Raw genomic sequence first — 13,029 nt, 5'->3', positions numbered from 1 at the left:
GTCATCCTCTTACCGGCGGCCCAGGCTGGTCCGCATCAGGTCCAGGCCCGACCGATAGACGGTCAGGGACAGGTCATGCTGGCGTTTCACCTCGGCCATCCGGACCATCTCCTCCTCCAGCGAGACCGCGTTGCCGTTGGGCGAGGCGGGGCCTTCGGTGTCGATCACGCGGGCGGAGGCCGGGGACCATTGCGGCGTGTCGACATGGCGGGGATGGGTCGCGCGCATCCCGCCGGCACGGTCGGCGCGACGATAGCTTTCGTCGAAGGGTTGCAGGTCGGACGCCCGGAAACCGGGCGTGTCGGCATTGGCAATGTTGCGCGCCACCTCGATATGGCGCTGCTGGACATGCTGGCTGAGCGCGCGGGCCATCCGCATCATCTCGGTCTTCTCAAACATGAGGCTTCTCCTCAATCTCGATAAACCCGGTCTTAACCCCGAATGGTTTAGAAACCGTTTCAGGGTTCAGGAAACCGGACAGAGACGGGGCGGCGGAAATGGATAAACTTGACTCGATCACGCGGCGGCTGTCGCAGCTGCGCCTGGCGCGCCATCACGGGCGGGTCCAGTCGATCCGCGCCGGCCTGATCGCGGTGGAGGGGCTGGCGGGGCGCGCATCGGTCGGCGACCGGCTGCGGATCGCGCTGTCCCAGGGCGATCTGGGGGGAGAGATCGTGGGCCTGACGCCGCGCAGCGCCCAGGTCCTGCCCGAGGGCCCGATCGAGGGGCTGTCGGTCGGCGCCGACGTGACGCTGCTGCATGCGCCGCGAATCGCGCCCTCGGACGGCTGGATCGGGCGGATCATCGACCCCCTGGGCCAGCCGCTGGACGGCCGCCCCCTGCCGCCCGGCCCTTGCGACCGGCCCTTCCGGGCCGAAGCGCCGCCCGCGGTCGGGCGCAAGCGGCTCGGCGCGCGGCTGGATACCGGGATGGCGGTCTTCGACACGCTGCTGCCCTTGGTCGCGGGTCAGCGGATCGGTCTTTTCGCGGGCTCGGGCGTGGGGAAATCGACGCTGCTGTCGCAGATGGCGCGGGGCGTGCAGGCGGATGTGGTGGTCATCGCGATGATCGGCGAACGCGGGCGCGAGCTGCGCGAATTCGTCGAAAAGACCTTGGGCCCCGAGGGGATGGCGCGGGCGGTGATCGTGGCGGCGACCTCGGACCGCTCGCCGCTGATCCGGCGGCGCTGTGCCTGGGCGGCGATGGCCGTGGCCGAACATTTCCGCGACCAGGGCCGCCATGTCCTGTTCCTGGCCGATTCGATCACCCGATTCGCCGAGGCGCATCGCGAGATCGCCCTGGCCGCGGGCGAGCCGCCCAGCTATCGCGGCTTTCCGCCCTCGGTTTCGAACCTGATCATGGCCTTGGCCGAACGCGCAGGGCCGGGGCCGGAGGGGACGGGCGACATCACCGCGATCTTCAGCGTGCTGGTCGCGGGATCGGACATGGAGGAGCCGGTGGCCGACATCCTGCGCGGCACGCTGGACGGGCATGTGGTGCTGGACCGCACCATCGCGGAACGCGGGCGCTTTCCGGCGGTGGACGTGGTGCGGTCGGTGTCGCGGTCGCTGCCCGATGCGGCGGATGCGGTCCAGAACAGCCTGATCGGGCGGGCGCGGGCGGCGCTTGGGGCCTATGCGGAATCCGAGCTGATGATTCGCGCGGGCCTCTATGCGCCGGGATCGGACCCCAAGCTGGACGAGGCGGTGCGGCTGTTTCCCCAGCTGGACGAATTCGTCACCCGGCGCTGTCCGGACGGCGCCGCCAGCTTCGCCGCGCTGGAGGCGGCGCTGCGGCTGCCCCTGCGGGCGCGCGCCTGATCGACGCAGGGGGTGAAACCATTAACGTAATCACGGCGTTGACCGGGCTTAATCAATGTTAGAACCCGGTCGGGGACCATTGCGCCCCAGATTCCGATTTGCAACTGTCCGGCTGCCGACGAAAGGGGGGGCGGAATGGCAATCACCGAATATTTCATCCGCTTCCTGCAACGGCGCGATACCTTGGCGGAACAGGACCTTGCGCGATTGCGCAGGCTGCGGACCGAACAGGTGGCCTTCGCCCCGGGCGAGGTGATCGTGCCCGCCGACCGCGTGGCGCGGCGCAGCTGCATGATGCTGCGCGGCATGTCGGCGCGGTCGCACCAGCTGGTCGGCCGCCCCGAGGAACGGGTCATCACCGCGCTGAACGTGCCGGGCGATTTCGTCGATCTGCACGGCTTCGTCCTGGCCGGGCTGGAGCATTCCGTCATCGCCGTGGGCCATGCCGAGGTCGAGTTCATCGACCATGACGAGCTGATCGAGATCACCGAGAACTTTCCCCATCTGACGCGCCTCTTGTGGATGGCGACGCTGATCGATGCTGCGGTGCATCGGCAATGGCTGGTGGCGGCGGCCTCACTGCGATCCAGCGCGCATCTGGCCCATCTGCTCTGCGAGATCTACACTCGCCTGAACGCGGTCGGCGCGGCCTCGAACAACCAGTTCGCGCTGCCGCTGCTGCAGCGCGAGCTTGCGGATATCCTGGGGTACTCCCCGATCCATGTGAACCGCGCGGTGCGCGATCTGCGCGACCGGGGCCTGATCCGCTGGTCGGGGGCGGATGTGACGATCCTGGATTGGAAGGGCCTGGCCACGCTGGCGCGGTTCGACCCGACCTATCTGGACCTGGAACGCCAGAGCCGCTGACCCCCTATTCGCAGAGCCGCCAGCCGCTGGCGCGATCCGCCATGTCCAGATGCAGGTGGTCGTCATGGGCTGCGTTCGATCCCGGCCCCAGCACGGTCGTGAACAGCAGGCAGGCGGTGCTCTGGACGGCGCGCTGAAAGCCCTCGGCCGGGTCGCCATCGCCGCTGCGGGGCTGGACCTGCAGGGGGGCGTCCTGCCCGAAATCGAACCCCATCACGTCGATCGCATTGCCATAGCCATGTTCCGAGGGGCGCGGTTCGGGATCGCCCGTCCCCACCCGGTCGCGGCAGACATAGGCAGGCCCCGTCGCCAGCCCCTGCAGCTGCGGCGCATCGGGCAGATGGGCGGCGGCGGGGCGCACGAAATCCCGCGTCCAGATCGCCAGCGAAAGGGCGGTCCCGCAGCGCATCACCGGCTCGGCGGGCAGGGCCACGCCGGGCAGGATCTCGGACACGCGGACGGGCCGGGCGATGCCGCAATCGCGGATATCGGGATCGGTGACGGGGGCCTCCTGCCGGTAGCGGGTGCCCAGCACCATCAGCGCCAGCCGGCAGGCGTCGTGATCGGCATCGCTTTCTGCCAAGGTGAACCAGACCGGCGGCGGGGGCGGGCCGAAGGGCAGGGCCTCGGCGGGTCCGGCCGTGTCCGCGTCCGGTGCGGGGGCCGTGGCCTCGGGCCGTTCGGGCGGGCGGTCCTGCGCGGCGGCGGGGACGGCCAGCAGGGCCAGGGCCGCCAGCGCCCGGATCACGACGGATCGGCCGGCAGGGGCACGACGAAGCCGTCGGGCAGGGCCTCGCCCAAGGCATCGGCCAGCGGATCGGCGGCGGGCTGCGGCGCCTCGGGCAGGGGTTCCGACGTGGCCAGCGGGTTGGGCGCCAGCGGATTGGGCGCCAGCGGGTCGGGCAGGGTCAGGGGCTGGGCGGGGACGGGGGTGTCGACCTGCGCCTCGTCCTCGGCGGGCAGGGCGATGGCGGCCACCGGGGCGGATGTCGCCGTGCCGCTGCCCGTCGCGTCGGCGATGGTCACGCCGCTGTCCAGGAATTCGACCGTGGTGCCGCCGATGCGGACCATGCCGGCCAGTTCCTCGGCATCCCAGTTGGTCAGGCGCACGCAGCCCATCGACTGGTTCTGGAACAGCTGCGAGGGCGTCGGCGTGCCGTGGATGCCGTAGGTCGGCTTGGACAGGCCGATCCAGACCGTGCCCACCGGACCGTTCGGCCCGGGCGGGATGATCAGCTTGCGGTCATTGTCGCCCTGCTGGAAATTAACCGCCGGGTTGTAGGTATAGTTCGGATTGACCGCCACGGTCCGCACGTCATGCGTGCCCACGGGCGAGGGCGTCGCGCTGGACCCGATCGTGGCGGGGTAATCCACCAGCATCCGGCCATTGGCGTCATAGCCCGCGACGCGGCGGTTGTCCTTGTCGATCAGGATGCGCGCGACCTGGCCGCGAATCGGCTGGTTCGGGGCCATGACCTGGATCGTGGCGCCGGGCACCAGCTCGATCCCGGGATTGAGGAACTGGATGAAGCGTTCGTCCATGTGGAACCGCTCGCCCAAGCGCTCGGCCACGCTGGTATGGGCCATCGCGGTCATCTGGGCCTTTTCGGCGTAATCGACCGGGATCGAATCGACCAGGCCCTCGGCATCGGCCTGGGTGATCGTGTAGCTCTGGGTGACGGGGCGCGTCGCATAGGCCTGCAGCAGGTTCCAGACATGGGGATCCATGATCCCGTCCTGGGGCAGGCCGTTGCGGCGCTCGAAGGCCTTCAGCGCGCTCTGGCTCATGCCGCCCTTGAACCCGTCGATGACCCCCGGCGAGGTGCCCGACCGGTCCAGCAGCAGCTGGACCTTGGCCGTCAGCGCCGTCCGCCCGGACGGCAGCGCGCCGCCATTGTACTGCGCGGCCTCGATATCGGCGGCGGTGAAGGGCAGGTCGGCCTGCTGGGCGCCCAAAGGCAGGGCGAGACCCAGGGCCAGGCTGAGCGTCAGCATCAGCCGAAGGGCGGGATGGGCGGTCATGTCGGTCTCCGATTGCTGGCCCCACCTTCCGGGATCGGGCGGAAATCCGCCAGATAGACCGTGGGTCACGTTTCGGTCAATTCCCCCTTGCGTCCCGCAGAGTGGAATGGCAGCCTGCAATGCGAAACAGGGAGGAGTTTCGAGATGACCACACCGTTCTTTCGGACGGCGCTGACGGCTGCCGGCCTGTCCGCCGCCCTTGCCGCCCCCGTCCTGGCCGAAACCGTGCTGATCTATGGCGAGCCGGGCCCCAACCGGGGCGCGCGCGCCGAGGCCACGCAATGGTTCGCCGACCAGGTCGCCGAACTGTCGGGGGGCGATCTGCGCCTGGACATCACCTGGGCGGGGGCGCTGTTTTCCGAACGCGCCGCGGTCCAGTCGCTGCGCGACGGGGTGGCCGATCTGGGCAGCGTGATCGGCGTCTATTTCCCGCAGGACCTGGTGACCTATGGCATCGCCGACCTGCCTTTGGACAATCCCGACCCCTGGGTCGGCATGCGCGCCACCGACGCGCTGATGCGCAACAACGAACAGATCCAGGCGAACCTGGCCGATCAGGGCCTGGTCTATGTGGGCACCTATACCACCTCGGCGGTGCAGATGGGCTGCAAGGGCCCGGCGATCACCTCGGTCGACCAGCTGGCGGGCAAGCGCGTGCGCGGCGTCGGCGCCTATGGCCAGACCTTCCGCGACCTGGGCGCGACCTTGGTCGACATGACCGTCTACGAGGCATATCAAGGCCTGGAGAACGGGCTGATCGACTGCACGCAGACCTATTCCTATCTGGTCGCCGCGCTGCGCTTCGACGAGGTCTTCGACAGCTACACCTTCATCGATTGGGGCCAGGTCGGCGCGCTCGGCATCATGATGAACAAGGCGATGTTCGACGGGCTGACGCCCGAACAGCAGGACGCGATCATGACCGCGGGCGCGGGTCTGGCGGATGAGTTCGGCCGCATCATCGGCGAGGCCAATGCCGAATCGATCCAGATCCTGGAGGATGCCGGTAAGGAGATCGTCAGCTTCTCGGACGAGGATCGCGCGCGCCTGACCGAGGCGGGCCAGCCCTATCTGGACGACTGGATCGCCCGGGCCGACGCTTCGGGCCTGGACGGCGCGGCGCTGCTGGACGAATACCGTGCGCTGATCCAGCAATATTCCGACGAGCTGGAGGCCGAAGGCTATCCCTGGGAGCGTGGCTGAGCCATGCGCCTGATCGAGCGGACCCTTCTGGATGTCGCGGTGCTGGCGCTGGTGGCGCTTTGCGTCGTCATCTTCGCCAATGTCGTCGCGCGGGCGGTGTTCGGGACCAGCGTGCCCGACGCCATCATCCTGGTCCGCGAGCTGATGGTCGCGGCGATCATCCTGCCCCTTGCCGCGGCCACCGCGGCGCGGGGCCATGTCGCGGTAACCTTCTTCAGCGACCGCATGCCGCCCGGGCTGCGCGCCCGGCTGATCGTGCTGGGCCATGTCATCGGCCTGCTGGCGCTGATCCCGCTGATCTATGCGGCATGGCGGGTCACCGCCCGGACCTATGGGTCGGGCGAGTTCTACTATGGCGACCTGAACCTGCTGCGCTGGCCGGGCATCGCGCTGTTCATGGCGGGGCTGGCGCTGATGTGGGTCCGCATGGCCGTGATGCTGGTGGGCGATCTGGCCCAGATCCGGCGCGGCGACGTGATCCGCGACGCCGATGGAAACGAGGTGAACTGATGGACCCGATGACGATCGGCATGACCGCCATGGCCGCGGTCCTGATCCTGCTGGCGCTGCGCGTGCCCATCGCGTTCGCGCTGGCGGGCGTGGCGACGGTGGGGACCTTCCTGGTCTATGCCACCCGCACGGGCAGCTTCATGCCCGATCGCGCGATCAACCCGACCAGCTCGGTCCTGTTCTCGAACTTCTTCGACCTGGTCCATTCCTACGACCTGTCGATGGTGCCGCTGTTCGTGGCCTTGGGCAACATCGCCTTCTATGCCGGCATCACCACGCGCATCTATGACGCGGCGGCGGTCTGGCTGCGGCCGCTGCCGGGCGGGGTTGCGATGGCATCGGTGCTGGGCTGCGGCGGGTTCTCGGCCATTTCCGGCTCGTCGATCGCCTGCGCTTCGACCATGGGCCGGATCTGCGTGCCCGAGATGCTGCGCATGGGCTACGATCCGCGGCTGGCGACCTCCTCGGTGGCGGTGGGCGGCACGCTCGGCGCGCTGATCCCGCCCTCGGTGCTGTTCATCCTCTATGGCATCTTCACCGAGACCTCGATCGCGCGGCTGTTTCTGGCGGGGATCCTGCCGGGGCTGCTGTCGCTGGTGGGGATGCTGCTGGTCATCGCATGGTGGGTCGGGCGCAACCCGGCCGCGGCGCCGCGTGGCGAGGCCGACGGGTCCAGCCGGCGCCAGGCCGCCATTGCCGCCTGGCCGGCGCTGCTGCTCTTCGTGGTCATCATCGGCGGCATCTATGGCGGCATCTTCACCGCGACCGAGGCCGCCGCCGTCAGCGTGGTGCTGACCGTGGCCATCGGCTTTGCGCAGCGCCGCCTGACGCTGGAGGTGCTGTGGCGCGCGATCCGCGAAAGCCTGGGCCAGACCGCGGCGATCTTCCTGATCGCGGGGGCGGCCAAGATCTTCGTCAGCTTCGTCGCGCTGACCGGGGTCGCGGGCGCGGTCGTGGGCTGGGTGTCGGATGCGCAGATGTCCTTCGCGCTGCTGATGCTGTTCGTCGTCATCATCTATATCGTGCTGGGCATGTTCCTGGACCCGATTGGGATCATGGTGCTGACGCTGCCCTTCATGGTGCCGCTGGTCGAGGGCTATGGCCTGAACCTGATCTGGTTCGGCGTCATCGTCGTCAAGCTGCTGGAGATCGGGCTGATCACGCCGCCGGTGGGGCTGAACGTCTTCGTCGTCAGCAACGTCGTCAAGAATGTCAGCATCGACAAGATCTTTTCCGGCGTGGGGCGGTTCCTGGTGGTGGATGCCTTCGTGCTGCTGCTGTTGATCCTGTTCCCGGTGATCTCGCTGCTGATACCGGGGGGCTGGTGATGACCCCGCCCGAGGCGCGCCCCGATTACGAGGATGACCGCAACTTCGCCACCACGCTGGCGCGGGGCCTGTCGGTCCTGCGGGCCTTCCGCACCGATGATGACGGGCTGAGCAACGCCCAGATCGCCGAGCGGACGGGTCTGCCGAAATCCACCGTGTCGCGGCTGACCTTCACCCTGGGCTGCCTGGGATATCTGACGCAGCCGCAGCGCAACGACCGCTATCGCCCGGGGCCGACCCTGCTGGCGATGGGCCATGTGGCGGCGGCGTCGCTGTCCTTCCTGGACCCGGCCCAGGGGATGATGCAGGCCTTGGCCGACCAGACCGGCACGCTGGTCCTGTTCGCCGTGCGCGACCGCGACAAGGTGGCCTTGATGCGCACCTGGCGGCCGCAGCGGGCGGCCTCGATCTGGCTGGATGTGGGGCACCGCCTGCCCATCGGCGGATCGTCCTCGGGGATGGCGGTGCTGGGCGCATCCACCACCGAGGAGCTGGCCTGCCTGATGGCCGACCATCCCGACCCGGCGCTGGACGGCCGCCCCCTGGACGCGCTGCGGCTGGAGGCGCGCGATCAGCTGATCGCGCAAGGCTATGCGCTGGTGCGCAACGAACTGCGCCACACGCGCCACATCTCGGCCGTGTCGGTGCCGTTCCGGTCGGCGCGGCTGGCCGGGCCGGTCGCGTTTTCCTGCGGGGCGCTGGACGATGTCCTGCCCGAGGCCCGCATCCATGACGAGGTCGGCCCGCTGCTGCGCGACAGCGTACGCCGCCTGCAACAGCTGGTCGGGGCGGATGCCCGCCCCGCCTGGCCCGCCAGCCCGAACGACTGAAGGAGGCCACCATGCCCGTCACCTATCGGCGCGACGGCGCCATCGGCGTCATCACCATCGACAACCCCCCCGTGAACGCGACCGGACAGGCGGTGCGCGCGGGCCTGATGCTGGCCGCGCGCGATTTCGCCGCCGATGACGCGGCCGAGGCCGCCGTGATGATCTGCGCGGGCCGCACCTGGGTCGCGGGGGCCGACATCACCGAATTCGGCAAACCCCCGCGCGAGCCCTTCCTGCCCGACGTGATCACCGCGATCGAATCGCTAGACAAGCCGGTCGTGGCCGCGATCCATGGCACCGCGCTCGGCGGCGGGTTGGAGCTGGCGATGGGCTGCCATGCCCGCATCGGCGCCCCCGGCGCCCGGATGGGCCTGCCCGAGGTGACCTTGGGCCTGCTGCCCGGCGCGGGCGGCACGCAGCGCCTGCCGCGGCTGATCGGGCTGATGCCCGCGCTGGAGGCGATCACCTCGGCCCGCCAGATCCCCGCCGCGGAGGCGCTGGATCTGGGCCTGATCGACGCGTTGGCGACCGGCGATTTGACCGCCGATGCCATGGCCTTGGCCCGCAGCCTGGCGGGCCAAGCCCCGCGCCGCACCCGCGACCTGCCCGCGCCCGGTGACCAGCCCGATGCGGTCGCCGCCCTGCGCGCCGCGGTCGCGCGCAGGCTGCCCGGCCGGATCGGCGAGGGCACGGCCATCGACGTGGTCACCGACAGTCTGGCCGTTCCCTTTGACCAAGGCATGGCGATGGAGCGCGCGGCCTTCCTGGCGCTGATGGACAGCCCGCAGCGCGCGGCGCTGATCCATGCCTTCTTCGCCGAACGCGCGGTCGGCAACCTGCCCGCGATCAAGGGCGTCGCGCCGCGCGATCTGGAACGGATCGGGGTGATCGGCGGCGGCACGATGGGGGCGGGGATCGCCACCGCCTGCCTGCTGGCGGGTCAGCAGGTCACGCTGATCGAACGCGACGATGCCGCCGCCGCCCGCGCCCGCGACACCATCGCGGGGATGCTGGAGGGCGCGGTCAAGCGCGGCAAGCTGAAGCCGGAGGCCCGCGACAGCGCCCTGTCCGACCGCCTGACGACCGGCACGGACTATGCGGGCCTCGCGCAGGCCGATCTGATCATCGAGGCGGTCTTCGAATCGATGGAGGTCAAGGAGCAGGTCTTTGCCCAGCTGGACCGGGTGGCCAAGCCGGGCGCGGTGCTGGCCACCAACACCTCCTATCTGGACGTGAACCGGATCGCGGATGCGACCGGCCGGCCGGGCGATGTGATCGGGCTGCATTTCTTCTCGCCCGCCCATGTCATGCGCCTCTTGGAGGTCGTGGTCGCCGATCGCACCGACCCACAGGTCGTGGCGACGGGGTTCGCGCTGGCCAAGCGGCTGAAGAAGATCGCCGTGCGGGCGGGGGTCTGCGACGGCTTCATCGGCAACCGCATCCTGTCGCATTACCGCGCGGCGGTGGATGCGATGGTGCTGGACGGGGCCGCGCCCCAGCAGATCGACCGCGCGCTTGCGGATTTCGGCTTTGCCATGGGCCCCTACGCGGTCAGCGATCTGGCCGGGCTGGACATCGGCGCCATGACCCGCCAGCGCAAGGCCGCTGACCGCCACCCGCGCGACCGCGTGCCGGTCTTTGCCGACCGGCTCTATGAACAAGGCGATCTGGGTCGCAAGACGGGCCGGGGCTTCTATGTCTATGGTGAGGGCAAGCCGCAGCCCAACCCGGACCTGCCCGCGCTGCTGGACCGGGTGCGCGCCGATCTGGGGCTGACGCCCCGCGCCTTCGACGACGAGGAGATCGTCGCCCGCACCATGGCCGCCATGGTGAACGAAGCCGCCCGCGTGGTCGAGGACGGCACCGCCGCCCGGCCCCTGGATGTCGATGTGGTCATGCTGAATGGCTACGGCTTTCCGCGCTGGCGCGGCGGGCCGATGCATTGGGCGGACGCGCATGGCCTCGACCGCATCCTGTCCGACATCCGGCGTTTCGCCGAAACCGACGACCATTACTGGCAGCCCGCGCCGCTGCTGGAACGGCTGGTGGCCGAGGGCCGCCGCTTCGCCGACCTGAACAAGGAATCGCAGTCATGAAACAGCCCGTCATCGTGTCCACCGCCCGCACCGGGATCGGCCGCGCCAAGCGTGGCGCCTTCAACCAGACGCACGGCGCCGTGATGGCAGGCGCCGTGGCCCGCGCCGTCGTCGACCGCGCCGGCATCGACCCCGCGCTGATCGAGGACAGTCTCTGGGGCTGCGGTTATCCCGAATATGTCACCGGCGGCAATATCGCCCGTCAGGCCGTGATCCGCGCGGGTCTGCCCGACAGCATTGCGGGCGCCACGGTCAACCGCTTCTGCGCATCGGGCCTGCAGGCGCTGGCCCAAGGCGCGCAGATGGTCGCGCATGAGGGCGCGCGCGCCGTACTGGTGGGTGGCGTCGAGAGCATCTCGCTGATCCAGCCGCCCGTGCGCCATTCGCGCGAGGCCTGGATCGAGGCGAACCGCCCCGATCTTTATGTGACCATGATCGAGACCGCCGATAATGTCGCCCGCCGCTATGGCGTCACCCGCGAGGCGCAGGACGCCTATGCCGTCGAATCCCAAGCCCGCACCGCCGCGGCGCAAAAGGCCGGGATCTTCGAGGATGAGATCATCCCGATGACCGTCACCATGTCCGTCACCGACAAGGCCACCGGCGAGACCCGTGAACAGGAAACCACCATCACCGCCGACGAGGGCAACCGCCCCGGCACCACGCTGGACGCGCTGGCCAAGCTGGAACCCGTGCGCGGCGAGGGCCAGTTCGTGACCGCGGGCAATGCCTCGCAGCTGTCGGACGGGGCCGCGGCGCTGCTGGTGATGGAGGCCGATCTGGCCGCATCGCTGAACCTGGAACCGCTCGGTGCCTTTCGCGGCTATGCGGTGGCGGGCTGCGCACCGGACGAGATGGGCATCGGCCCGGTCTTCGCCATCCCCCGCCTGCTGGAACGCAACGGGTTGTCGGTCGACGACATCGACCTGTGGGAGCTGAACGAGGCCTTTGCCAGCCAGTGCCTCTATTGCCGCGACGAACTGGGCATCGATCCGGCAAAATACAACGTGAATGGCGGCGCGATTTCGGTCGGGCATCCCTTCGGCATGACGGGCGCGCGCACCGCGGGCCACATCCTGCGCGAAGGCCGCCGCCGGGGCGCCAAATGGGGCGTCGTGACCATGTGCGTGGGCGGTGGCCAAGGCGCCGCCGGACTTCTGGAGATCTTCTGATGGATATGAGCTTCACCCCCGAGGAAACCGCCTTCCGCGACGAGATCCGCGCCTTCCTGAAGGCCGAGCTGGACCCCGCGCTGGCCCGCAAGGTGCGCCTGCATCACGACCTGACCAAGGCCGAGATGGAGGGCTGGCACGCGAAACTCCAATCGCGCGGCTGGCTGGCCGGGAACTGGCCCAAGGAATTCGGCGGCGCGGGCTGGACCGCCATCCAGCGTCACATCTTCGAGGAGGAATCGGCACGCGCCCATGCGCCGCGCATCGTGCCCTTCGGCATCGCCATGCTGGGGCCGGTCCTGCAGAAATTCGGGTCCAAGGAACAGCAGGATCACTGGCTGCCCCGCATCCTGAACGGCGACGACTGGTGGTGCCAAGGCTATTCCGAACCCGGCGCCGGGTCGGACCTGGCCGGCCTGCGCTGCGAGGCGCGGCGCGATGGCGACCATTATGTCGTCAACGGCCAGAAGACCTGGACCACGCTCGGCCAGCACGCCAACATGATCTTCTGCCTGGTGCGCACCTCGACCGAGGGAAAGAAGCAGGAGGGCATCAGCTTTCTGCTGATCGACATGGAAACGCCGGGCGTCACCGTGCGCCCCATCGTCCTGCTGGACGGCGCGGCCGAGGTGAACGAGGTCTGGTTCGACAATGTCCGCGTCCCTGCCGCCAATCTGGTCGGCACCGAAAACGAGGGCTGGACCTATGCCAAATACCTGCTGACGCATGAGCGCACGAATATCGCGGGCGTGGGCTTTGCCACCGCCGCACTGGACAACCTCAAACGCGTGGCCCGCGCCCAGATCCATCGCGGCAAGCCCCTGTCCGAGGACCCGGCCTTCGCCGCCGATATGGCATCGGTCGAGATCGAGCTGATGGCCATGTCCACCACCAACCTGCGGATGCTTTCGGCCGCGGCCCAGGGGCAGGCGCCGGGGATAGAAAGCTCGATGCTCAAGATCAAGGGCACCCAGATCCGCCAGCGTCTGGATGCGCTGACGCGGCGCGCCTATGGCGGCCAGGCAATGGCCCTGCCGCAGGGGGGCAACGAGGGCCCCGAGGATGCCGACGAGGCTCTCGCCGCCACGGCGACCTGGCTGAACAACCGCAAGCTGTCGATCTATGGCGGCTCGAACGAGATCCAGCGCAGCATCATCGCTGGCGCCATGGCAAAGGGGTAA

The 13,029-nt window shown here is 69.3% G+C and carries 12 protein-coding genes; 9 read left to right on the top strand and 3 right to left on the bottom strand.

Annotated elements, in window-relative coordinates; all coding sequences use genetic code 11:
- Positions 1-9 precede the first annotated feature (9 nt).
- Entirely contained in the window at positions 10-399 is a 390-nt protein-coding gene (locus JHW48_RS14140) for a FlgB family protein (protein ID WP_119887199.1), read from the bottom strand.
- A gap of 98 nt (positions 400-497) precedes the next feature.
- Here JHW48_RS14140 and JHW48_RS14135 point away from each other — a divergent pair, with 98 nt between their 5' ends.
- Both JHW48_RS14135 and JHW48_RS14130 read left to right on the top strand, forming a co-directional pair.
- Positions 498-1,820: a FliI/YscN family ATPase gene (locus JHW48_RS14135; protein WP_119887200.1), complete on the top strand. Its 1,323-nt coding sequence runs from the start codon at positions 498-500 to the stop codon at positions 1,818-1,820.
- Positions 1,821-1,955: 135 nt separating this feature from the next.
- Positions 1,956-2,687: a Crp/Fnr family transcriptional regulator gene (locus JHW48_RS14130; protein WP_119887201.1), complete on the top strand. Its 732-nt coding sequence runs from the start codon at positions 1,956-1,958 to the stop codon at positions 2,685-2,687.
- A gap of 4 nt (positions 2,688-2,691) precedes the next feature.
- Here JHW48_RS14130 and JHW48_RS14125 read toward each other — a convergent pair whose 3' ends face one another.
- The gene (locus tag JHW48_RS14125) at positions 2,692-3,435 is read right to left on the bottom strand and encodes an extensin-like domain-containing protein (protein WP_119887202.1); all 744 of its coding nucleotides are present in this window, start codon (positions 3,433-3,435) and stop codon (positions 2,692-2,694) included.
- On the bottom strand, positions 3,432-4,709 hold the full coding sequence (locus JHW48_RS14120) for a L,D-transpeptidase family protein (protein ID WP_272835641.1): 1,278 nt from the start codon (positions 4,707-4,709) through the stop codon (positions 3,432-3,434). Before JHW48_RS14120 ends, JHW48_RS14125 begins: the two co-directional genes overlap by 4 nt.
- A gap of 144 nt (positions 4,710-4,853) precedes the next feature.
- On the opposite strand from JHW48_RS14120, the gene JHW48_RS14115 reads away from it, so the two are divergent.
- From JHW48_RS14115 to JHW48_RS14085, 7 genes are read left to right on the top strand one after another with little or no spacing between them, the layout of a single operon-like run.
- The gene (locus JHW48_RS14115) at positions 4,854-5,912 is read left to right on the top strand and encodes a C4-dicarboxylate TRAP transporter substrate-binding protein (RefSeq protein ID WP_119886552.1); all 1,059 of its coding nucleotides are present in this window, start codon (positions 4,854-4,856) and stop codon (positions 5,910-5,912) included.
- A 3-nt stretch (positions 5,913-5,915) separates the two neighbouring features.
- Complete coding sequence (locus tag JHW48_RS14110) at positions 5,916-6,422, top strand: TRAP transporter small permease (protein WP_119886553.1); 507 nt, start codon at positions 5,916-5,918, stop codon at positions 6,420-6,422.
- Entirely contained in the window at positions 6,422-7,750 is a 1,329-nt protein-coding gene (locus tag JHW48_RS14105) for a TRAP transporter large permease (RefSeq protein WP_119886554.1), read from the top strand. Before JHW48_RS14110 ends, JHW48_RS14105 begins: the two co-directional genes overlap by 1 nt.
- Entirely contained in the window at positions 7,750-8,580 is an 831-nt protein-coding gene (locus tag JHW48_RS14100) for an IclR family transcriptional regulator (RefSeq protein WP_119886555.1), read from the top strand. Before JHW48_RS14105 ends, JHW48_RS14100 begins: the two co-directional genes overlap by 1 nt.
- Before the next feature lie 11 nt (positions 8,581-8,591).
- Entirely contained in the window at positions 8,592-10,676 is a 2,085-nt protein-coding gene (locus tag JHW48_RS14095) for a 3-hydroxyacyl-CoA dehydrogenase NAD-binding domain-containing protein (protein WP_119886556.1), read from the top strand.
- On the top strand, positions 10,673-11,848 hold the full coding sequence (locus JHW48_RS14090) for an acetyl-CoA C-acyltransferase (protein ID WP_119886557.1): 1,176 nt from the start codon (positions 10,673-10,675) through the stop codon (positions 11,846-11,848). The genes JHW48_RS14095 and JHW48_RS14090 overlap by 4 nt, the downstream gene beginning before the upstream one ends.
- Complete coding sequence (locus JHW48_RS14085) at positions 11,848-13,029, top strand: acyl-CoA dehydrogenase family protein (protein ID WP_119886558.1); 1,182 nt, start codon at positions 11,848-11,850, stop codon at positions 13,027-13,029. Before JHW48_RS14090 ends, JHW48_RS14085 begins: the two co-directional genes overlap by 1 nt.

Origin of the sequence: Paracoccus aestuarii (assembly GCF_028553885.1) — a bacterium.
GTDB lineage: Bacteria > Pseudomonadota > Alphaproteobacteria > Rhodobacterales > Rhodobacteraceae > Paracoccus > Paracoccus aestuarii.
Note: the sequence above shows the minus strand (reverse complement) of the source record. Positions and strands in the feature narration are given on the sequence as shown.